Consider the following 19345-nt stretch of genomic DNA (forward strand, 5'->3'; position numbering starts at 1 on the left):
GCGATGCTTTTCGTATGCCGAACGAGAACATCGCCCACAAGGTGGGCTCCTACATTATGCGATGGCCTGTCGGGGCCAACGCCATGCGTACCAGACAGCAAGCGATTGCAGTACGACTTCGATGGCGCTGAGAAAAATGTAAAAGGCCCATGAGCCAGGAATGGTCACCAGCACGATGGCGGTCAGAATCGCGCCGACGAGGATATTCAGCCAGCGGCTCAGTGCGGGCGGCAACACCAGCGACAGGAAAATCATCGCGGCCGGCACCGCGACGAGGATGGCGACGACAAGCAGCGACGCTTGACTGGTGGGTCCAAGCAAGCCTTGCCCGTTCAGGATGCCTTTGACGTCACCGGGTCGGTAAAGCCCAAGGAAGTCCCCATAGATGTAGCAGGACATGACGGATGCCCACAGCGCCGCCAGTTTGAATCTGACGTGTACCTTGACATCTTGCAGTGCCGTTCTGGTCGTCGCGTTCATCGCATCATCCCTGTGGTGAGAAAGATCAAGTAATCCGATGGGCGTTCAGCGCATGCTACGTGCTGGATTGCGCGGGCACATGGCTGCGCCGGAAACCACTGCGTGCGCCCATGATCAACAGCCACAGCATGAACACGACCTCACCGAACTGGATCGGCCAGGCGATGCTTGAGAGGGTGTCCTGAATCTGTGGAGATACTGCCCATGCAAAGCTTTGCATCACGTACGCCACGCCGTTGAGGATCAGCCAGTAGCCGAGTACTCGCGGCAGGAAACCGGAACGCAGCACCAGTGCGGCCAGCGGGAACAGCCACAACCCCCACAGGATTTCAGCGGCGCTGACTTCCTGGCCGTGCAGCTTGAGGAACAGCATCGCCAGTGCCTCGCGCTGGCCTTGGCTGAATACCGACAGAAAATCCGCGCCGTGCACCAGCAGTAGTGCGGCCGCGTCATTGAGCACGTTGAAGAAGTAGATTGCCGGGATCAGGATCCCGCTCACGATCACCAGCAGCATGGCCTGCTTGCGGTTCACTTCCTTGAACAACCGGTAGAACGCCAGACCGAGGAAGATCTGGATGACACCGGTAAGCAGGTCGCTGAAGATGCCGAGCCGGAAAATCGTCTCGTGCGCGGCGATGTTGGCGGCCGTTGCGCTCGCGTTGCCGGTGACGAATAGCGCGTTTGGTATATAGACAAGCCGATAGGGCGCAATGAGCACGCATAGCAGGTAGATAAAGCCAGCGATTCGCGCCTTTCTGTTGATCGAGGTCATGCGTCGTCCCTGAGTGGATTGGACTGCGGGCGCCCATTTGTCAGGCGCCCGCAGGTCGGTCTCAATGTGCGGTGATCGAGTCGGTCGCCTTGCTGGTTTCCTTCAGGCAGTCCTGGACATCGTCGGCCGTAATCGTGGCGTAGGGACGGAATGCCTCGACCTGACTGCTGATGGCATCCTGGGCAGTGCGCAGGTCACCAAACGCGTGGCATATCTGCGTTGCCTGTGCGGTGACCTTGCCGGCCCGGGCCTTGATGGTGGGGCCAATTTGGTCCGGATTGCCATGTATCAGCCCGGACACCACGTCGCCGATGGCGTGACCGGCCATGGCCGCGCCAGCCTTGCCGGTGGCGATACCTTCGTCGCGGATACTGACAGCGTCGCCGTAGTACTGCTTGAACAGCTCACGCTGGGGCTCGGTCAGCGTGACGGGTTTGCCGGCGATGCTGAAATCGCCGTTGGCGGCAATCTGGGCCTTGGGCTGATCGTTCGCATGCAGCAGGACCGCGCCATCCTCGAAGTTGATGCTGACCGCACCCTGTCGCACGGTGGTGAAGTCATGGTTGCTGGAGCCGCAGCCCGCCAGCAGAGCGGGTAGAAGCAGCACGCCGGCAAGGTGATGCAGTTTCATGGTGTAACTCCTGTAAGCGGGTCGGAGCAGGGCGATGATTCAGTTGTCGTCGCGCCAACGGCGCAGCCAGATGGCACCGGCGATCATCGCTGCGCCAACGGCGGCCTCGATCCAGATGGAGGGGGTACCCAGCACTTGGTAGGCATGAGCGACATGGAGGAAATCCAGAGCATGCGCCACGCCGCCGTCGCTCAGTTGCATCATGTGGTTCTGCCCCAGCCAGCCCCCGGGGAAAATGCTCAGCAGCACGCGACCGCAGACGTTTTTCCAGTACCAGAGATTGTTCACGCTGATCGAGCCGAGCAGATTGAACCAACCGATCACGACACCCACACCCACGGGAAGTGCAACAGCCCACAGGAACGGCTTGCTGCGCGCCCAGGCCGAACACAACAGCAGCCAGCCCAGCGTGGGAAGCGCCCACAGGACGTATAGCGGGATCGAGCCGACCAGATCGGCGATGACCTGGAACGGATGCGCCAGCGTCAGCAGGCGCCAGGCACTCACGCCATGGAACGACAGCGTGATCACGTACATCAGCAGCATCAGCAGACCGGTCAGCACGCCGCAGATCACGGCAATCACCGGAGCCAGCACGGCCGCCGAAAACACCTTGGACAGGACCGTGGCCGTATCCGAGATCGGCAGTGACTTCCAGAACAGCAGGCTGCGGTCCTTGCGGTCGTCATACAGCGCGCCCAGGCAGTAGAAGAACAGCACGAAGCCGAGCACGATGCTGATGATGATGCTGGTCGAGAACATCATCATGTCCAGCCCGAAACCGATCTTGTCCGTGTCGCCATCGGTCATGGCCTGGTTGAACAAATGCATGTTGTTGCCGGACATGGTCATGCCGTGATGGGCACCGAATGCTTCGCCGACAGCGATCCCCATCAGGTTCAGCAACAGGAAGATGCCGCCAACGATGACCGGGGTCCACAGAAAGCCGCCGCGGTGTTCCCAGAACTCCCGCTTCACGAGCCAATAGAAGGTTTTCATGCGTAGGTTCCCTTCATGGTGGCGACGAACAGATCGCTGACGGAAGGCCGGCGAATTTCGCCCAGCGCCTCCAGCATGGCGCGATCCGCGCCGTCGAACAGAAAAATGCTCTTGCCGAACACCTGGCGCTCGTCCAGCGGCTTCAAGGCGCGTGCTGCGGCCGCGTGATCGGCGCCGACCATCACTTCGATAAAGCGCTCGCCGATCGCTTCCATGTCCGCGTCCAGCACGATCTTGCCGTCGCGGATGAACATCAGGTCGGTGAGGATGTGCTCCACCTCTTCCACCTGGTGGGTGGTGACGATGATGGTCTTGTCTTCGTCGAAGTAGTCTTCCAGCAAGCTCTGGTAGAACTGCTTGCGGTAGAGGATGTCGAGGCCCAGCGTGGGCTCGTCCAGCACCAGCAGACGGGCGTCGATGGCCATCACCAATGCCAGATGCAGCTGCACGATCATGCCCTTGGACATTTGCCGCACGCGCTGATTCGGTTGCAGCTTGGTGCGTGCCAGGAAGGCCTCGCACTTGGCGCGATTGAAGCGCGGATGGATGTTGGCGACGAAATCCACGGCTTCGCGCACGCGGATCCAGCGCGGCAGCACGGCGACGTCGGCAATGAAGCAGACCTGCTCCATCAGCCGGCCGCGTTGTTTGCGCGGATCGAGGCCGAGTACGTCCAGTTCGCCCTGGAAATCGGTCAGGCCGAGAATGGCCTTCAGCGCGGTGGTCTTGCCGGCGCCGTTGGGACCGATCAAGCCCACGATGCGGCCGGACTCGATGCGGAAGCTGGCATTGTCCAGCGCCAGCGAGGCCTTGTAGCGCTTGCTCAATCCATTGGCGGTAATCACGGTGCTCATGACTTGTCCTCTGCCGCCTTGTCGGCTTCGCGCATCAGCGTTTTCAGGTCCAGTCCCAGTCGTTGCAGCCGGGCGTACAACACTGGCCACTCCTCGCGCAGGAACCGCTCCCGCTCGGATTTCAGCAGCGCCTCGCGGGCGCCATCGATGACAAACATGCCCAATCCCCTCCGTTTTTCCACCAATTGGTCGTCGACCAGTTCCTGGTATGCCTTCGATACGGTGAGCGGATTGATCTGGAAATCCGCGGCCACCTGGCGTACCGACGGCAGCGGGTCGCCCTCGTTCAAGGCGCCGTCCAGGATCATCGCCACCACGCGTTCGCGTAGTTGGCGATAGATCGGGACGCTGTCGTTCCAGGTGATGGTCATGGGTTATTCCTTGATGCTGGCGGTGCTGTTGTTCGTGTTGCCAAAGGAATAGTAGGGCATCGCCAACTGCGCTCCGAGCATGCCGGCGCCAGCCTCGACCGTGTGCGGCAGGGCCATGATCGCGGCGCCAGTCCTGGCATCCACGGACAACAGGGCTGCGCGCATTTCGTCGGCGCTGGGGCGCACTTCGACCGGGGCCAGGTTGGTCACCTTGATGCCATCGATCTGGCTGGGGGCCATGTTGCTGGCGCCGTGGCTCAGCGCGAACAGGCCGAAGCCGGTGATGAGCACGGCCGCGATCAGGGAGACCAGTGGCGTGGCATTGATCGGGGCGGATACAAACGCGTCGTCCAGCGGGATGGACGGATTGTTGCTGTGGGTCAACTGGCTGTTCATGACGATTCTCCTTGGTGATCTCGTCTACCGGTGTTGTAGTTAACTATAACACTAGGATTTACGACGTCAATCGGAGAAACGCGTTTTCTGGCATGACTGATGGCAGGGGGTATCTGCCAGGGGAGCTCGCCTGAAGAGCAGGCATAAAAAATCCCCAGTTGATTCAATCAACTGGGGATCGGGTTGGTGGAGGTGGCGGGAGTCGAACCCGCGTCCGAAGGCGCTTGACGCCCGGTACTACATGCTTAGCTCACCGTTGGATCTCGTCCCGCGGCAGCACGGTGTGCGAAGCGCGCCGAAGGACCAGCCTGCTTGATTTAGTCCTGCACCGACAGGCGGCGGCGTTCGGACGATCCCGTGATAATGACCCTACACCGACAAGCACGAGCACAAGTGGGTTCGGGGCTACGCCTTAAGCGGCGAGAGCGTAATTGCTATCGTTGGCAATTATGAGTTTTGCTGCTGGATTAACGAGGAAAGCTGCCCCCTCGGCATGCACCAAGCCATCTCACTACCCCCGTCGAAGCCAGAACACCCCCGGGGAAAACAAAGCTGGTCAGTCGATGGAGTATATGGGGTGGGTTCGCGACACATCAATCGAAATCGTGACTGTCGGTTCAGATCCGGTGTGGCGGGCCAACTGCATCAGACCGTGCGGTTGTGCGAGCGCATGGTGCGCTGCTTCTCGCGTTGCCAGTCGCGTTCTTTCTCGGTGTCGCGCTTGTCGTGCTCCTGCTTGCCGCGCGCCAGGCCGATTTCCACCTTCACCCGGTTGCCTTTCCAGTACATGGCGACGGGCACCAGGGTGTAGCCCTTGCGCTCGACCGCGCCGATCAGCTGGTCGATCTCCTGCTTGTGCAGCAGCAGCTTGCGGGTGCGCCGGTCGTCGGCTATGACGTGGGTGGAGGCGCTGATCAACGGCGGGATCGAGGTGCCGACCAGGAAGATCTCGCCCTTGAGCACGACGGCGTAGCCGTCACCGAAGTTGATCCGGCCGGCGCGCAGCGATTTCAGCTCCCAGCCCTGCAGGGCGATGCCGGCCTCGTAGCGCTGGTCGATGTGGTATTCGTGGCGTGCGCGCTTGTTGAGTGCGATGGTGCCGCCACCCTTGTTGTCTTTGTCCTTGCTCTTGGCCATGTCCGCTAAACTTCGGGCCATCGGGTGGCCGCGTTGCCGGCCTGACCCTGTCCGGGCCATGCCTGTTGAAAGAGGCATCCTTGGATGGATGCTGTTTGATCTCCACGTTCATGGATGAACGCGAAATCCTGAAATGCGCATCCATCGAGCGGATGCTGAAATCGACGAGGCTGCCGTGACCGAAATCCGCCGTACCGCGCTGGTGAAATATTCGCCAGAGCAGATGTTCGACCTGGTCAATGAGGTCGAAGCATACCCAAAGCGCTTCCATTGGTGTTCCGGTGCCGAAGTGCTGGAGCGAGGCGAGAACATGCTGGTGGCGCGGCTGGATCTCAAGTTCGCCGGGTTCCATCACAGCTTTACCACGCGCAACACCGTCGAGCGTCCCAGGCGGTTGCAGGTCAGCCTGGTCGATGGTCCGTTTCGCCGGCTGGAAGGCGTGTGGGACTTCATTGCGCTGGGCGAGGAAGGCTGCAAGATCCTCTTCGCACTGGACTTCGACTATGCCGGGCGTTTCGGTGGGGCGGCGATAAAGTTGGGCTTCCAGGGCCTGGCCAGTCGCATGGTGGACGACTTCTGCCATGAAGCCGAGCGCATCCATGGTTGATCGCATGGCGGTGGAAGTGGTTCTTGCCTTGCCTGATCGCCAGCAGGTGTACCGGGTGGAACTGGGGCAGGGGGCCAGCGTGATGCAGGCGATCGAAGCGTCAGGCGTTTTGCTTGATGCGCCCGGCCTCGTGATTGATCCGGACCGCCTGGGCATTTTCGCCAGGCGCGTGCGTCCGGATGACACGCTTCACGATGGCGACCGGGTGGAGATCTACCGGCCGCTGTTGCTGGATCCGAAGGACGCGCGCCGGCGCCGGGCCGGCGGTTGACCACGGACGACCTGCGCGCGAGGATCAGGGGGTGCCGTTGTCCGGCTTGCCGGTAGTGGCGCCCACGCCGATGACCGGCTTGTCCTTCTTGGTCTCGCTCTTGTCGCCCTCGGTCTCGTTGACCGGGTAGTTCACGTGGTACTTCTGGTTCTGCTTGATGATCTGCTTGGTGTCCTGGGCAAACGGGGTGCCCTCGATGCGCGCCAGCGAGTCGTTGTCGAAATACAGGCTCATGGTGTGCGTGATCCTCTTCTCGCCACGATGCGAGTAGGTCGACACGTAGTCCCAACGGCTGTGATCGAACGGCGACGCCACCGACGGCGTGCCCAGCAGCGTCAGCACCTGTTCCTTGGTCAGTCCGGGCTTGAGTTGATCGACGGCCTTCTGGTCGACGGTCTTGCTGAACAGGTTGCCCTGCTGCACGTCGGGGGTGTACACGAGATGGCAGCCTGCCAGCGGCAGGGCCAGCATGGCGAAACCCAGCGTGCGAATCAGTTTTTGCATGCGTGTTGCGTCCGGATCGTGAAGGTGTCGGATGATACACTAACGGCTTGACCGCACCGTGTATCGGGGAGCTTGCGATGGAACAGGAAACCCAGGAGCTGCGCCGTGTCGGCCTGAAGGTCACGCACCCGCGCATGCGTATCCTGCAGATCTTCGAGGAAGATGGCATTCACCATCTCACCGCCGAGGATGTGTACAAGAAGCTGCTCGCCTACCAGGAAGACATCGGCCTGGCCACGGTGTACCGGGTGCTGACCCAGTTCGAAGCGGCCGGCATCCTCGTCAAGCACAATTTCGAGGGTGGGCAGGCCGTCTACGAGCTGGATCGTGGCCAGCACCACGACCACATGATTGATGTGGACAGCGGAAAGGTGATCGAGTTCGTCAGCGAGGAAATCGAAAAGCTGCAGCACCAGATCGCCGCCAGCCACGGCTATGTGATCGAAGACCATAGCCTGGTGCTTTACGTACGCCCCAAGTCGCGCTCGAAGTAGGCGGAAATGGCTTGGCCCGGCGCGGCCACCGCGCCGGGCAGGGAAACGGGCGAGATATCCGGGTCGGCTGAATGACGCCCATAAAAAAAACCGCGGGAGGACTCCTGTCCACCCAGCGGTTTATCCGTTGCCGTTCGGCGGTGTGATGTATTCGAATTGCTCGAGATACGCACATATCGCCTCTGACATCGGCGGAACAGCATCCTGCCGTCCTTCGGGCCGACCGTCCCCACGGTTGACCCGGCACACCATCTTGCGATGGCGGCTCCCCCACATCGATGGAATGATCCTAACGAAGACTTCACGCGAGCGATATTGGAAAATTTCCTAGTTGGCCTGTTTCGAGCGACCAGGCTCACGGTTTGGCGTGTTGCTTCGCAGCAAAACCCGCAGGTGGACTCCACCATGCCCGGCGCGCAGTCGAAACAGGCCGCCGAGCGAGGTGACCCGGTCGCGCATGCCTTGCAGGCCGCGGCCTTCGCCGGATACCCGCTCGGGCAGGCCGATGCCGTCGTCACGGATATCCAGCAGTGCCAGCGCGACGCCCTGGCGCTCGCCAATGCGCAGGCGCAGGCGGAATTCACTGGCCTGGGCGTGCTTGACCGCATTGGTGGCGCTTTCCTGGGCCAGTCGATAGATCGCGGTGCGGATGTCTTCTTCCAGCAGGCGGGGTTCGCCACGCAAATCGGTGTGGTAGGCCATGCGGGCAGTGGCCAGCAGGTCGCGGATGGGGCCTTCGTCGAGGGCGCGCATCAGGCCGAATTCGTCCAGGACGGCGGGGCGCAGGTCGTCCAGCAGCTGATGCAGGGCGCGGCGCATATGCCCCAGGATGCCGTTGATCGCCGCACCGGTGTCTTCCAGGCCGGCCTGCTGCAGGCGCGACTGGGCCAGCTTCACATGGGTCTGGATGGCGGTGAGGTTCTGGCCCAGCTCGTCATGCAACTCGGCGGCCATGTGCCGACGCAGGTCTTCCTCGGCCTGGAGGTTGCCACGCGCGGCATCGCGCAGCTGGCGCGCGAGGTGATCGAGGCGCCGGTTGACGGCGCCCAGATGCACGTTCTGCTCGGCCACCCGCGCGCTGCTGCGGCGCAGGGCATCCGTGGCCGAGCCCAGCATCAGTGCGCCGGTGCCGGCAACGGCAAGAAACAGATGGGCCGAAGCCGTAGGATCGGCATGGATCATCAGCCGGTCGACCATGGCCATGCCGAGGCTGGAGACCAGCATCGACAGGCTGGCACCGCGCCAGCCATGCCGGAAGGCGAAAAACAGTACAGGTGCCAGCGACAGCACGCGGGCGAACTCCCGTTGCGGCCCGGCCTGCTCGGCCAGGGCCAGCAGGATCACCAGCGAGGGCAGCATGACCAGCAGCCCGTCCATCGACAGCGCGCGCAGTGCCTGCCGCGTGGGGCGAGCGCGAAACAGCAGGATCAGCGGCGGGGTCATCAGCAGCACGCCGACGTAGTTGCCCAGCAGGTCCTGGCCGAGCATGTCCAGCAGCATGTTCGACGAGGGCGAGGAATGCAGCAGCGCCAGCAGCACGGCATCGGCGGCGGTGGCGGCCAGTACGGTGAAGGCCACCGACAACAGCAATCGCGATACGTCTTCGGGATCGCGCAGGCTGGCTTTCAGGTTGGTCCGGCGCAGCAGCCACAGGCAAATCGCCACCACCAGTGGCTGTGGCAGGTCACCCGCGGCAAAGCCGATCCAGCCCAGCGGGATGTGCAAATGGACGTCGATCAGGCCGGTGGCGATCAACTCGCCGCCCAGCAGCCATGGCCAGTAGCGCAGCGGCGCCAGCAGCAGCACGCCGAAGCGCAGGCCGAACGGCAACATCCAGTAGGGCTCGGCGGTGGGCCACAGCAGCAGCCAGAGCAGGGCATAGCCAAGTCCGGCCAGCGGGCCGCGAACGAACGAGGGCAAGGTCATCTGGCGCATGCGCGGATGGTACATGGCCGTCGCGCCAGACAGGCGGCAACACTGATACAGTGAGGCCATGTACAGCATTGTTCTGGTCGACGACCATGCCATCGTGCGGGAAGGCTTCAAGCGGCTCATTGGCATGGAGCCGGACTTGGAAGTGATCGCGGAATGTCGCAACGCCGATGACGCGGTCGAGGCCATCGCCCAGCATCAGCCCGACCTGGTGGCGCTCGACCTGTCGCTGCCGGACGGCAGTGGCTTGCCGCTGATCGAGCATCTGCTCAGCGTGGCGGCGGATACCCGCATCGTGGTGCTGAGCATGCACGATGGCGAACCCTACGTGTCCGAGGCCTTGCGTCGCGGTGCCAGTGGCTATGTCACCAAGGGCGTGGCGCCGGAAGAACTGGTGGCCGGGCTGCGTGCGGTGATGCAGGGCGAACAATTCCTCAGCTCGGACCTGCGCCAGCGTCGCGCCGAACGGCCGGGCGAGGCACTTGATCCGTTCGAACGCCTGACGGCGCGCGAGCGCGAGGTGTTCCTGCTGCTGGCGGCCGGTCGTGCACCCAAGCAGGTGGCGGCCGAACTGGGTATCGGCCAGAAAACGGTCTATATCCACCGCGCCAGCCTGATGGGCAAGCTGGGCGCGGGGTCGGAACTGGATCTGTACCGGATGGCGAGCGAGCGCGGGCTGCTGGATACCGCGCGCAACTGAGATCCGCCCAGACGCCGGGATCAGTCGACCTGGGCCTGCTCCAGCATCTTCTTCGCATGGGCGCGCGTTTCGCGGGTGATTTCCACGCCGCCGAGCATGCGTGCCAGCTCGTCGCGCCGGCCGGCCGCGTCCAGCGTTTCGATGCGCGTGTGGGTGGAGTCGTCCCCGCTGTGCTTGCTGACGCGCAGGTGGGCATGGCCCTGGGCGGCGACCTGGGGCAGGTGGGTGACGCAGAGGACCTGCCGCTGTGCGCCCAGTGAGCGCAGTTTCTGTCCGACCACTTCGGCCACGGCGCCGCCGATGCCGCTGTCGACTTCGTCGAAGATCATGCTGCCCACGCTGTCCTTGCCCAGCGTGGCCACTTCGATGGCCAGGCTGATGCGGGCCAGTTCGCCACCGGAAGCCACCTTGCGCAGCGGGCGCGGCGGCTGGCCGGGATTGGCGCTGACCAGCAGTTCGCAGCGTTCGCGGCCCTGGGCATCCGGCTCGTCGCCCTCCGCCGCTTCCAGCGCAACCTGCAGCACGCCGCCGGCCATGCCCAGCTCGCCCATCAGCGTGCTCACATCGGTACCGAGGCGTGTCGCTGCGATATTTCGGGCCTTGCTTAGTGCGGTGGCTGCGGTGACGTATTGCGCCTGCGTGCGCTCGCGTTGGGCGGCCAGTTGTTCCAGCGCGTCGCCGGCCCCCTCCAGTTCGTCCAGTTCGCTGCGCAGCTCGCCCAGCTTGTCATGCAGCTCTGCCATGGGCAGGCGATGGCGACGACCAAGCTCGTGCAGTCGGGCCAGGTGTTCGTCGATTTCGGTGAACCGCTCCGGGTCGAGATCGACATCCTGGCCGTAACGGCCCAGTCCGTCGGCCGCTTCGCCGAGCTGGATCGTGGCGTTGTCCAGCAGCTCAAGCAGCGGCGCGAGGCGGTCATCCAGTTCGGCCAGCTTGCCCAGCTCGGCGTGGGTACGACCCAGTGCGCGCCGCAGGGCGAATTCGCTGTCACCGTCGAGCAGTTCGACGATGCCGGCGGCGCCTTCGGCAAGCTTGCCGGCATTGGCGAGACGGCGGTGGCTGGTTTCCAGCTCAGCCAGCTCGTCGGCGGGCAGCGCCCACTTCTCGAGCTCGTCGCATTCGTGGCGCAGCAGCTCCAGCCGTTGCTCGCGATCCTCGCCGCCGCTGAGCCGGCGGATGCGCGATCCCAGCTCGCGCCATTGGCCGGCCAGTTCGCGTACTTGCCCGGCCACGCTGTCGTTGCCGGCATAGGCATCGAGCAGGGCAAGTTGGTGCGCCCGCGACAGCAACGCCTGGTGCTCGTGCTGGCCATGGATTTCCACCAGCAGGCTGGCCAGTTCGCCGAGCTGGCCGGCATTGACCGGACGGCCGTTGACCCAGGCACGGGAACTGCCTTCGGCGCGGATGACCCGGCGCAGCTGGCAGGCCTCGTCCTCGTCCAGTTCCTCGTGCTTGAGCCAGGCGCGGGCTTCCGGCAGGTCGGACAGGTCGAATTCGGCGGCCAGTTCGGCCCGGTCGCTGCCGGCGCGAACCACGCCGCTGTCGGCGCGGGCGCCGGCAAGCAGCAGCAGGGCGTCGACCAGCAGGGATTTACCGGCGCCGGTTTCCCCGCTGACGACGGTGAGGCCCGGTCCGAAGCTGATCTCGGCGGCTTCGACGACAGCAAAGTGGCGAACGTAGAGCGAAGTGAGCATGAGTGGGCTGGGTACAGTCCGGGTGGTTGTGTGCAGGATTGTAACGGCTGGCGACCCGCTACAATCGCCGGACAGCCGGGGTGGTTGCCGCTGCCTGCGCTTGCATGTGGGCGGCGCAGACCTTATTTCTTGTGCGTCTCACGGATTGCCACAGCGCATGTCTTTCTTGAACAGCCATCTTGATCTCGATGCCCGCGCCCGGCGGTTGTTGCGCACGCTGATTGCGCAATACCTGCTGGATGGCGAGCCGGTGGGATCGCGCACGCTGTCGCGCTCGTCGGGGCTGGCAGTCAGCCCGGCGACTATCCGCAACATCATGTCCGACCTGGAAGACGCCGGCCTGGTGGCCTCGCCGCATACCTCGGCCGGGCGCGTGCCCACGCCGCGTGGCCTGCGGTTGTTCGTGGACAGCCTGATCGAGCTGCAGCCGTTGCCGCACGAAGACATGGCCCGGTTGCGCCGCGAGTTGCCGCCGCAGCCCACCACCACGCGCGACCTGCTCGGCAATGTCTCGACCCTGTTGTCGGCGATGACCCACTTCGCCGGCGTGGTGACGGTGCCGCGCCAGGCCGATTTCCCGCTGCGCCACATCGATTTCGTGCCGCTGCCGGATGCCCGCGTGCTGGTGATCCTGGTGTTTTCCGACAACCAGGTGCAGAACCGCATCGTGCAACTGGCCAAGCCGCTGGATGGCAGCGAGCTGGAACAGGCGGCGAACTACATCAACGCGCATTTTGTCGGCCTGCGCGTGGACGACATTCGGGCCCATCTGCTGGGCGAGTTGCGCGAGACCGGCAGCGAGCTGAACCGCCTGCTGGCCAGCGCGATGGAGCTGACCACGGCTTCGTTCGCGCCCCAGGTTGGCGGCGACGACGTGTTGGTCAGTGGCCAGACCAACCTGATGGGCTATGCGGAACTGGCCGACCTGGATCGCCTGCGCGACCTGTTCGAGGCGTTCCAGAAGAAAAACGAGTTGTTGCAGCTGATGGAAGTTTGCGCCCGCGCGCCGGGCGTGCGCCTGTTCATCGGCGAGGAATCGGGCTTTACGGCGCTGGATGGCTGCAGCGTGGTCACCGCCAGTTATGGCACGCAAGGGCGGGTGCTGGGCGCGGTGGGCGTGATTGGTCCCACGCGCATGGCCTACGAGCGAGTGATTCCGGTGGTGCAGGCCACCGCCGGATTGCTCAGCGATGCCTTGAATCGCGCCGCGACGGCCTCATAAGAGGCCCCGGGGGCGGGGTTGCCCGCAGATTTTTGGACGGTCGGCAACGTGTGCCGGCCACGGACGAGGTTTGGAGTCACACCATGCAGAACACTGATCCGCAGGCGCCGAACGGTGCGCCCGAAGGCAATGCGGCGGACGAGGCGCTGATCGCCGATCTGGAGGCGTTGAAAGCCCGCGTGGCCGAGCTGGAAGCCGGCAATACCGAGCTGCGCGATACCGTGCTGCGCGAAAAGGCCGAGCTGGAAAACCAGCGCCGCCGCCTGCATCGCGACCTGGAACAGGCGCGTCGTTTCGCCAACGAGAAGTTGTTGAACGAGCTGCTGCCGGTTTACGACGGACTGGAAAGCGGGTTGGCGGTGGAGGGCGGCGATGTCACCTCCATGCGCGAAGGCCTCAGCCTGACCCTGAAGTCGCTGCTCAAGGTGGGCGAGAACCACGGTCTGGCGCAGGTCGATCCGCTCGGCGAGCCGCTTGATCCGGAGCGCCATCATGCGGTGAGCATGGTCGATGCGCCTGGCGCGACGCCGGGCACCGTGGTCAGCGTGTTGCAGAAGGGATATGTGCTGAACGAGCGCCTGTTGCGCCCGGCGCTGGTCGCCGTGGCCAGGGATTGATCGATCGCACACAGCTGAACGCGCGGCATCCGAAGCCGCGCCAGCATTGAATCGCGGGGCATGACCCCCATCTGGAAATCATCGCGGCCGCGGGGGCCGCACCAAGCATCTGGAGCATGAAAACTATGGGCAAGATCATCGGTATCGATCTGGGTACGACCAACTCCTGCGTATCCGTGATGGACGGCAGCACCACCAAGGTCATCGAGAATTCGGAAGGCGATCGCACCACGCCGTCGATCGTGGCGTTCAGCAAGGACGGCGAAGTGCTGGTCGGCGCGCCGGCCAAGCGCCAGAGCGTGACCAATCCCAAGAACACCTTCTACGCGGTGAAGCGCCTGATCGGCCGCAAGTTCACCGATGCCGAGGTGCAGAAAGACCTGCACATCGTGCCCTACGGCATCGTCGCGCATGAGAACGGCGATGCGTGGGTGCAGACCTCCGACGGCAAGAAGATGGCGCCGCAGGAAATCGCCGCCAAGGTGCTGATGAAGATGAAGAAGACCGCCGAGGATTACCTGGGCGAGACGATCACCGAGGCCGTGATCACGGTGCCCGCGTACTTCAACGACAGCCAGCGCCAGGCGACCAAGGACGCCGGCAAGATCGCCGGGCTGGAAGTGAAGCGCATCATCAACGAGCCGACCGCGGCCGCGCTGGCCTATGGTCTGGACAAGAACGGCGGTGACCGCAAGATCGCCGTGTACGACCTGGGCGGCGGTACCTTCGACGTGTCGATCATCGAGATCGCCGAAGTTGACGGTGAGAAGCAGTTCGAGGTGCTGGCCACCAATGGCGACACCTTCCTCGGCGGCGAAGATTTCGACATGCGCGTCATCGACTACCTGGTCGACGAGTTCAACAAGGACCAGGGCATCGACCTGCGCAAGGATCCGCTCGCGCTGCAGCGCCTGAAGGACGCTGCCGAGCGCGCCAAGATCGAACTGTCCTCCAGCCACCAGACCGAAGTGAACCTGCCGTACGTGACGGCCGACGCTTCCGGTCCGAAGCATCTGAACATCAAGCTCACCCGTGCCAAGCTGGAAGCGCTGGTGGAAGAGCTGGTCAAGCGCACCATCGATCCGTGCCGCACCGCGCTGAACGACGCCGGCCTGCGTGTGTCCGACATCAACGAGGTGATCCTCGTCGGTGGCCAGACCCGCATGCCCAAGGTGCAGGAAGCGGTGAAGGACTTCTTCGGCAAGGAACCGCGCAAGGACGTCAACCCGGATGAAGCCGTGGCCGTGGGTGCCGCGATTCAGGGTGGCGTGCTGGGTGGTTCGGTCAAGGACGTGCTGCTGCTCGACGTGACCCCGCTGTCGCTGGGCATCGAGACCATGGGCGGCGTGATGACCAAGCTGATCGAGAAGAACACCACGGTGCCGACCAAGGCCTCGCAGACGTTCTCGACCGCCGACGACAACCAGACCGCGGTGACCGTGCACGTGCTGCAGGGCGAGCGCGATCGTGCCAGCGCGAACAAGTCGCTGGGCAAGTTCGACCTGCAGGGCATCGATCCGGCGCCGCGCGGCATGCCGCAGATCGAGGTCACCTTCGATATCGACGCCAACGGCATCCTGCACGTGTCGGCCAAGGACAAGAAGACCGGCAAGGAGCAGAAGATCGAGATCAAGGCCGGCTCGGGTCTGTCCGACGACGAGATCCAGCGGATGGTTGCCGACGCCGAAGCGAACAAGGAAGAGGACAAGAAGTTCCAGGAGCTGGTGGCCACCCGCAACAAGGCCGATCAGCTGGTGCACGCCACCCGCAGCGCGCTGAAGGAACACGGCGGCAAGGTGCCGTCCGATCAACTCAGCACGATCGAGGGTGCGCTGTCCGACCTGGAGAAGGTGAAGGACGGCGAGGACAAGGCCGCGATCGAGTCGAAGGTCGAGAAGCTGGAGCAGGTGGCGCAGGCGCTGTATGCCGCGGCCCAGGCTGGCGGTGCCGATGCCGGCCCGCAGGCGGCTCCGGGCGGCGGTTCGGCGCAGCCTGACGACGTGGTGGACGCCGAATTCACCGAAGTCAAGGACGACGAGAAGAAGTAATGACGTCACGGCCCGCGTGCCTCGCCAAGGCACGCGGGCCGTTGTCATGCAGGATGTAGGGGAGACGGCATGGGGAAAGGCAGGCTCGAAGCCTTCAGCGATGGCGTGCTCGCCATCATCATCACCATCATGGTGCTGGAGCTGAAGGTGCCTCATGGCAGCAGTTGGGAAGTGCTGGCCGCACAATGGCCGGTATTCCTCAGCTACGTGCTCAGTTTCGTGTACGTCGGCATCTACTGGAACAACCATCACCACTTTCTGCATGTTGCCGAGCGGATCAATGGCAAGGTGTTGTGGGCCAACCTGCACTTGCTGTTCTGGTTGTCGCTGATGCCGGTGGCCACCGGCTGGATGGGCGAAAACCATTTCGCTGGGTTGCCGGTGGCGGTGTACGGTGGCGTGCTGCTGATGTGCGCATTGGCCTGGCAGCCACTGCAGCGCAGCCTGATCACGGCCAATGGTGGCTGTGATTCGTTGCTGGCGCAGGCGGTGGGTGCGGACTGGAAAGGCTGGCTCGCCGCCGCCATGTATCTGTTGGGTATCCTGCTGGCGTTTGTGGCGCCGTGGATATCGTGTTTCCTTTATGCCTCGGTGGCAGCGATCTGGTTCATCCCCGATCAACGCATCGAGTCGCGGATCAAATGATGAGCAAGCGTGATTACTACGAAGTCCTGGGTGTCGAGCGCACGGTCACCGAGGTTGAGCTGAAGAAGTCCTTTCGCCGGCTGGCGATGAAGTACCACCCGGACCGTTGCCCCGACGATCCGGCGGCGCAGGACAAGTTCAAGGAGGCCAAGGAAGCCTACGAAGTGTTGTCCGATGCGCAGAAGCGCTCGATGTACGACCAGTACGGCCATGACGCTTTCGAAGGCGGCATGGGCGGTGGTCGTGCCGGTGGCTTCGGCGACGTGGGTGACATTTTCGGCGATATTTTCGGCGATATTTTCGGTGGTGGCCGGGGGCGCCAGCGGCGTGGTTCCGACCTGCGCTACATCATGGAGCTGGATCTCGAGGAAGCCGTGTTCGGCACCGAGCAGAAGATCGAGATTCCCACCCAGGTGAACTGCCACCACTGCAACGGCACCGGGTCGGCGGACGGCAAGACCGTCACCTGCAAGACGTGCAACGGCCACGGTCGCGTGCGCATGCAGAACGGCATTTTTTCGATCCAGCAGGCGTGTCCGCAGTGCGGCGGCGCCGGCAAGGTCATCGAGAAACCGTGCAAGCCCTGCCATGGTGAAGGCCGGCTGGAAGAGCGGCGCACATTGTCGGTGCGCATCCCCGAGGGTGTGGACAACGGCGACCGCATTCGTCTCACCGGCCAGGGCGAAGCCGGTCCCGCTGGCGCACCGGCGGGTGACCTCTATGTGGAAGTACACGTGCGCGAGCACAAGATCTTCCAGCGTGAGGGCAATGATCTGCACTGCGAGTTGCCGATCCGCTTCTCGCAGGCTGCGCTGGGCGCCGAATTGCCGGTGCCGACGCTGGACGGCGAAGTGCCCATCACGATTCCGCCCGAGACGCAGACTGGCCAGCAGTTCCGTTTGCGCGGTCGTGGCGTCAAATCGGTACGCAACGGGCGCACCGGTGATCTGATCTGTCGCGTGGTGGTGGAAACGCCGGTGCGCCTGACCAAGCAACAGCGCGAACTGTTCGAGCAACTGGAGACCACCTTTGCCGGTGGGGCGGCGGAGAAGCACATGCCGCGCGCCAAGACCTGGGTCGATGGCGTCAAGCAGTTCTGGTCGCGGGTGACCTCGCAGGTTTCCTGATCCGGCCGTTTAGCCTTCTTTTTGTCGCTGCTCGTGCGTCTTGTCCGGCGACGCGTTACGCTGCTGTTTTCACGGGAAACCGGCCATGACCTCCAGCCTTCGCCTTGCCATCAATGGTGCCTCCGGCCGCATGGGGCACGAGTTGCTGCAGCGGGTGCGGGTGGATCATCGCTTCGAGTTGGCGCGTGTCGTGGTCGCCCCCGGCTCGGAACACGACGGTGCCTCGCTGCCGGGTACGTCGCTGCATTACGCGCATGACTGGCGCGAGGCGCCGGTGCTGGATGTGGTGGTCGACTTCAGTGGCCCGGACGGCCTCGCGGCCGCACTCGATTACTGCTTTGAGCGTGGTGTGGCCCTGGTGACCGGCACGACCGGCCTGGATGCGGCGCTTACCCAGCGCCTGGCTATGGCTGCCACGCGCATTCCGTTGCTGCGTGCAGCCAATTTCAGCCTGGGCGTGGCGGTACTCAGCCGGCTGTTGCGCGAAGCATCCGCTGCGCTGCGTGACTGGGACCTGGAGATTGTCGAAGCCCATCACGGTCGCAAGGAAGACGCCCCATCGGGCACGGCGCTGGCGCTGGGTGAAGTGGCTGCCGCCGCGCGCGGGACCACGCTTGAACGTGATGCGGTGTATGCCCGCGAGGGCCGCACGGGTGCACGCCGACACGGCGAAATCGGTTTTGCCGTGGTCCGCGGGGGTGACATCGTGGGAGAACACCAGGCGCTGCTGATCGGGCAGGGCGAGCGGGTGGAGCTGGGACACCGCGCCACCGATCGTTCCATCTTCGCGCGCGGGGCACTGGAAGCGGCGCACTGGCTCGCCGGCAAATCGCCGGGTGCCTACGATCTCGACATGATGCTGGCCGAGCGCAGCGCACGTTGATTCCGTCGCATCGACCCAGCGGCTTTCGCCAGCCATGAATTCGACTTCACTCGACCCGCATCTCCTCCACGGCCGTCGTCAGCGCCCCGACGGCCCGATGCCGGTGGACATCATCTCGGTGCAGTCGCAGCTGGTGTACGGCCACGCCGGCAACAGCGCGGCCGTTCCGCCACTGTTGCGACTCGGTCTGCGCGTGGCCGAGGTGCCGACCACCGTGCTCAGCAATGCGCCGTTCTATGCCACGACGCGCGGGCGCGTGCTTCCGGCTGATTGGCTGGCCGATCTGCTGCTCGGTGTGCGCGAGCGTGGCCTGCACACGCGTGCACGGATGCTGGTTTCCGGCTATCTCGGCAGCGCGGGCAACGGCCACGTGCTGGCCGACTGGCTCGACGCGATACGCCCCGAGACCCCACAGCTCAGGTTCTGCCTCGATCCGGTGATTGGCGACACGCATACCGGTGCCTACGTGGAACCGGAGCTGGAAGCCGTATTCTGCGAGAGGCTGTTGCCGAAGGCGTGGCTGCTTACGCCGAACGCATTCGAGTTGGGACGGCTCAGCGGCTTGCCGGCTACGACGGCTATCGATGGCTTGGCCGCGGCACGCGAGCTGCTCGCGCGCGGCCCGGCCTGGGTCGTCACCCACAGTCTTCGCGGTGCACCGGGTGAATTGCTGACGCTTGCCGTGGGCCGCGACGAAGCCTGGTGCATCGCCTCGCCGGAACTGCCGATCGACGTGGCCGGTACCGGCGACGTGCTCACGGCCTTGCTGGTGGCGGGCCTGTTGCGGGGACTGGCCATGCCGCAAGCACTGGAGCATGCGGTTGCCGGTGTGCACGCGGCACTGGAAGCCACGCTGGCCGCACAGTGCGAAGAACTGGACGTGCTGGCTGCGACGCCGGATTCGACACCGCTCGCCCCGCGTTTCCCCGCCATCTGCGTCGACTGACGTCCACGGCGGCTT

The 19345-nt window shown here is 64.1% G+C and carries 22 protein-coding genes and 1 other RNA gene; 11 read left to right on the forward strand and 12 right to left on the reverse strand.

The genetic code is table 11. The features are described 5' to 3' along the window. Positions 1 to 54 precede the first annotated feature (54 nt). The 9 genes from BMY90_RS01600 to smpB form a co-directional block, all read right to left on the reverse strand. Complete coding sequence (locus tag BMY90_RS01600) at positions 55 to 480, reverse strand: DUF6326 family protein (protein ID WP_092700722.1); 426 nt, start codon at positions 478 to 480, stop codon at positions 55 to 57. A gap of 55 nt (positions 481 to 535) precedes the next feature. Then, positions 536 to 1252 (reverse strand): DUF4386 domain-containing protein, encoded by a 717-nt coding sequence (locus BMY90_RS01605; protein ID WP_092700725.1) that lies wholly within the window; start codon positions 1250 to 1252, stop codon positions 536 to 538. Positions 1253 to 1313: 61 nt separating this feature from the next. Beyond that, positions 1314 to 1883: a YggN family protein gene (locus tag BMY90_RS01610; protein WP_092700728.1), complete on the reverse strand. Its 570-nt coding sequence runs from the start codon at positions 1881 to 1883 to the stop codon at positions 1314 to 1316. A 39-nt stretch (positions 1884 to 1922) separates the two neighbouring features. Then, complete coding sequence (locus BMY90_RS01615; RefSeq protein ID WP_092700731.1) at positions 1923 to 2882, reverse strand: ABC-2 transporter permease; 960 nt, start codon at positions 2880 to 2882, stop codon at positions 1923 to 1925. Beyond that, a complete protein-coding gene (locus BMY90_RS01620; protein ID WP_008210205.1) occupies positions 2879 to 3736 on the reverse strand; it encodes an ABC transporter ATP-binding protein in 858 nt (285 codons plus the stop codon). The genes BMY90_RS01615 and BMY90_RS01620 overlap by 4 nt, the downstream gene beginning before the upstream one ends. Continuing rightward, complete coding sequence (locus BMY90_RS01625) at positions 3733 to 4107, reverse strand: GntR family transcriptional regulator (RefSeq protein ID WP_008210203.1); 375 nt, start codon at positions 4105 to 4107, stop codon at positions 3733 to 3735. The genes BMY90_RS01620 and BMY90_RS01625 overlap by 4 nt, the downstream gene beginning before the upstream one ends. 3 nt (positions 4108 to 4110) lie before the next feature. Next, entirely contained in the window at positions 4111 to 4503 is a 393-nt protein-coding gene (locus BMY90_RS01630) for a hypothetical protein (protein WP_008210201.1), read from the reverse strand. A gap of 184 nt (positions 4504 to 4687) precedes the next feature. Beyond that, positions 4688 to 5042: a transfer-messenger RNA gene (gene ssrA, locus BMY90_RS01635) on the reverse strand. A 106-nt stretch (positions 5043 to 5148) separates the two neighbouring features. Next, entirely contained in the window at positions 5149 to 5640 is a 492-nt protein-coding gene (gene smpB / locus BMY90_RS01640; RefSeq protein WP_092700733.1) for an SsrA-binding protein SmpB, read from the reverse strand. A gap of 175 nt (positions 5641 to 5815) precedes the next feature. Between smpB and BMY90_RS01645 the strand changes: the two genes are divergently transcribed. Then, entirely contained in the window at positions 5816 to 6247 is a 432-nt protein-coding gene (locus BMY90_RS01645; RefSeq protein ID WP_037102528.1) for a type II toxin-antitoxin system RatA family toxin, read from the forward strand. A 4-nt stretch (positions 6248 to 6251) separates the two neighbouring features. Continuing rightward, complete coding sequence (locus BMY90_RS01650) at positions 6252 to 6518, forward strand: RnfH family protein (protein ID WP_092700736.1); 267 nt, start codon at positions 6252 to 6254, stop codon at positions 6516 to 6518. 24 nt (positions 6519 to 6542) lie between these two features. Here BMY90_RS01650 and BMY90_RS01655 read toward each other — a convergent pair whose 3' ends face one another. Continuing rightward, entirely contained in the window at positions 6543 to 7022 is a 480-nt protein-coding gene (locus BMY90_RS01655) for an outer membrane protein assembly factor BamE (protein WP_008216682.1), read from the reverse strand. 77 nt (positions 7023 to 7099) lie between these two features. Between BMY90_RS01655 and fur the strand changes: the two genes are divergently transcribed. Next, on the forward strand, positions 7100 to 7516 hold the full coding sequence (fur, locus tag BMY90_RS01660; protein WP_008216685.1) for a ferric iron uptake transcriptional regulator: 417 nt from the start codon (positions 7100 to 7102) through the stop codon (positions 7514 to 7516). A 327-nt stretch (positions 7517 to 7843) separates the two neighbouring features. Here the strand turns inward: fur and BMY90_RS01665 are convergent, their stop codons facing one another. Beyond that, a complete protein-coding gene (locus tag BMY90_RS01665; RefSeq protein ID WP_092700739.1) occupies positions 7844 to 9466 on the reverse strand; it encodes an MASE1 domain-containing sensor histidine kinase in 1623 nt (540 codons plus the stop codon). Positions 9467 to 9509: 43 nt separating this feature from the next. Here BMY90_RS01665 and BMY90_RS01670 point away from each other — a divergent pair, with 43 nt between their 5' ends. Further along, positions 9510 to 10148 (forward strand): response regulator transcription factor, encoded by a 639-nt coding sequence (locus tag BMY90_RS01670; RefSeq protein ID WP_008216690.1) that lies wholly within the window; start codon positions 9510 to 9512, stop codon positions 10146 to 10148. 20 nt (positions 10149 to 10168) lie between these two features. Here the strand turns inward: BMY90_RS01670 and recN are convergent, their stop codons facing one another. Next, on the reverse strand, positions 10169 to 11842 hold the full coding sequence (gene recN / locus BMY90_RS01675) for a DNA repair protein RecN (RefSeq protein ID WP_092700742.1): 1674 nt from the start codon (positions 11840 to 11842) through the stop codon (positions 10169 to 10171). Positions 11843 to 11999: 157 nt separating this feature from the next. Between recN and hrcA the strand changes: the two genes are divergently transcribed. From hrcA to pdxY, 7 genes are all read left to right on the forward strand, one after another. Next, positions 12000 to 13064: a heat-inducible transcriptional repressor HrcA gene (gene hrcA, locus BMY90_RS01680; RefSeq protein ID WP_008216693.1), complete on the forward strand. Its 1065-nt coding sequence runs from the start codon at positions 12000 to 12002 to the stop codon at positions 13062 to 13064. An 83-nt stretch (positions 13065 to 13147) separates the two neighbouring features. After that, positions 13148 to 13681 carry a nucleotide exchange factor GrpE gene (gene grpE, locus BMY90_RS01685; RefSeq protein WP_008216695.1) on the forward strand — a complete coding sequence of 178 codons (534 nt, stop codon included), beginning with the start codon at positions 13148 to 13150 and terminating at the stop codon, positions 13679 to 13681. A gap of 125 nt (positions 13682 to 13806) precedes the next feature. Beyond that, entirely contained in the window at positions 13807 to 15729 is a 1923-nt protein-coding gene (gene dnaK / locus BMY90_RS01690) for a molecular chaperone DnaK (protein ID WP_092700744.1), read from the forward strand. A gap of 69 nt (positions 15730 to 15798) precedes the next feature. Further along, positions 15799 to 16374, forward strand: coding sequence for a TMEM175 family protein (locus BMY90_RS01695; RefSeq protein WP_008216698.1), 576 nt, complete (start codon positions 15799 to 15801; stop codon positions 16372 to 16374). Further along, positions 16374 to 17501 carry a molecular chaperone DnaJ gene (gene dnaJ, locus BMY90_RS01700; RefSeq protein ID WP_008216700.1) on the forward strand — a complete coding sequence of 376 codons (1128 nt, stop codon included), beginning with the start codon at positions 16374 to 16376 and terminating at the stop codon, positions 17499 to 17501. The genes BMY90_RS01695 and dnaJ overlap by 1 nt, the downstream gene beginning before the upstream one ends. An 85-nt stretch (positions 17502 to 17586) precedes the next feature. Then, entirely contained in the window at positions 17587 to 18384 is a 798-nt protein-coding gene (gene dapB, locus BMY90_RS01705; RefSeq protein WP_092700747.1) for a 4-hydroxy-tetrahydrodipicolinate reductase, read from the forward strand. Between the two features lie 34 nt (positions 18385 to 18418). After that, positions 18419 to 19330: a pyridoxal kinase gene (gene pdxY / locus BMY90_RS01710; protein WP_092700750.1), complete on the forward strand. Its 912-nt coding sequence runs from the start codon at positions 18419 to 18421 to the stop codon at positions 19328 to 19330. Positions 19331 to 19345: the final 15 nt, after the last annotated feature.

Origin of the sequence: Rhodanobacter glycinis, assembly GCF_900114325.1 — a bacterium.
Taxonomy (GTDB): Bacteria; Pseudomonadota; Gammaproteobacteria; order Xanthomonadales; family Rhodanobacteraceae; genus Rhodanobacter_A; species Rhodanobacter_A glycinis.

What these genes read in the sequence shown, in the direction of transcription:
- BMY90_RS01600 (WP_092700722.1), bottom strand. Translation starts at nt 480, where the DNA reads ATGAACGCGACGACCAGAACGGCACTGCAAGATGTCAAGGTACACGTC.
- BMY90_RS01605 (WP_092700725.1), bottom strand. Translation starts at nt 1,252, where the DNA reads ATGACCTCGATCAACAGAAAGGCGCGAATCGCTGGCTTTATCTACCTG.
- BMY90_RS01610 (WP_092700728.1), bottom strand. Translation starts at nt 1,883, where the DNA reads ATGAAACTGCATCACCTTGCCGGCGTGCTGCTTCTACCCGCTCTGCTG.
- BMY90_RS01615 (WP_092700731.1), bottom strand. Translation starts at nt 2,882, where the DNA reads ATGAAAACCTTCTATTGGCTCGTGAAGCGGGAGTTCTGGGAACACCGC.
- BMY90_RS01620 (WP_008210205.1), bottom strand. Translation starts at nt 3,736, where the DNA reads ATGAGCACCGTGATTACCGCCAATGGATTGAGCAAGCGCTACAAGGCC.
- BMY90_RS01625 (WP_008210203.1), bottom strand. Translation starts at nt 4,107, where the DNA reads ATGACCATCACCTGGAACGACAGCGTCCCGATCTATCGCCAACTACGC.
- BMY90_RS01630 (WP_008210201.1), bottom strand. Translation starts at nt 4,503, where the DNA reads ATGAACAGCCAGTTGACCCACAGCAACAATCCGTCCATCCCGCTGGAC.
- smpB (WP_092700733.1), bottom strand. Translation starts at nt 5,640, where the DNA reads ATGGCCAAGAGCAAGGACAAAGACAACAAGGGTGGCGGCACCATCGCA.
- BMY90_RS01650 (WP_092700736.1), top strand. Translation starts at nt 6,252, where the DNA reads ATGGCGGTGGAAGTGGTTCTTGCCTTGCCTGATCGCCAGCAGGTGTAC.
- BMY90_RS01655 (WP_008216682.1), bottom strand. Translation starts at nt 7,022, where the DNA reads ATGCAAAAACTGATTCGCACGCTGGGTTTCGCCATGCTGGCCCTGCCG.
- fur (WP_008216685.1), top strand. Translation starts at nt 7,100, where the DNA reads ATGGAACAGGAAACCCAGGAGCTGCGCCGTGTCGGCCTGAAGGTCACG.
- BMY90_RS01665 (WP_092700739.1), bottom strand. Translation starts at nt 9,466, where the DNA reads ATGTACCATCCGCGCATGCGCCAGATGACCTTGCCCTCGTTCGTTCGC.
- BMY90_RS01670 (WP_008216690.1), top strand. Translation starts at nt 9,510, where the DNA reads ATGTACAGCATTGTTCTGGTCGACGACCATGCCATCGTGCGGGAAGGC.
- recN (WP_092700742.1), bottom strand. Translation starts at nt 11,842, where the DNA reads ATGCTCACTTCGCTCTACGTTCGCCACTTTGCTGTCGTCGAAGCCGCC.
- hrcA (WP_008216693.1), top strand. Translation starts at nt 12,000, where the DNA reads ATGTCTTTCTTGAACAGCCATCTTGATCTCGATGCCCGCGCCCGGCGG.
- grpE (WP_008216695.1), top strand. Translation starts at nt 13,148, where the DNA reads ATGCAGAACACTGATCCGCAGGCGCCGAACGGTGCGCCCGAAGGCAAT.
- dnaK (WP_092700744.1), top strand. Translation starts at nt 13,807, where the DNA reads ATGGGCAAGATCATCGGTATCGATCTGGGTACGACCAACTCCTGCGTA.
- BMY90_RS01695 (WP_008216698.1), top strand. Translation starts at nt 15,799, where the DNA reads ATGGGGAAAGGCAGGCTCGAAGCCTTCAGCGATGGCGTGCTCGCCATC.
- dnaJ (WP_008216700.1), top strand. Translation starts at nt 16,374, where the DNA reads ATGAGCAAGCGTGATTACTACGAAGTCCTGGGTGTCGAGCGCACGGTC.
- dapB (WP_092700747.1), top strand. Translation starts at nt 17,587, where the DNA reads ATGACCTCCAGCCTTCGCCTTGCCATCAATGGTGCCTCCGGCCGCATG.
- pdxY (WP_092700750.1), top strand. Translation starts at nt 18,419, where the DNA reads ATGAATTCGACTTCACTCGACCCGCATCTCCTCCACGGCCGTCGTCAG.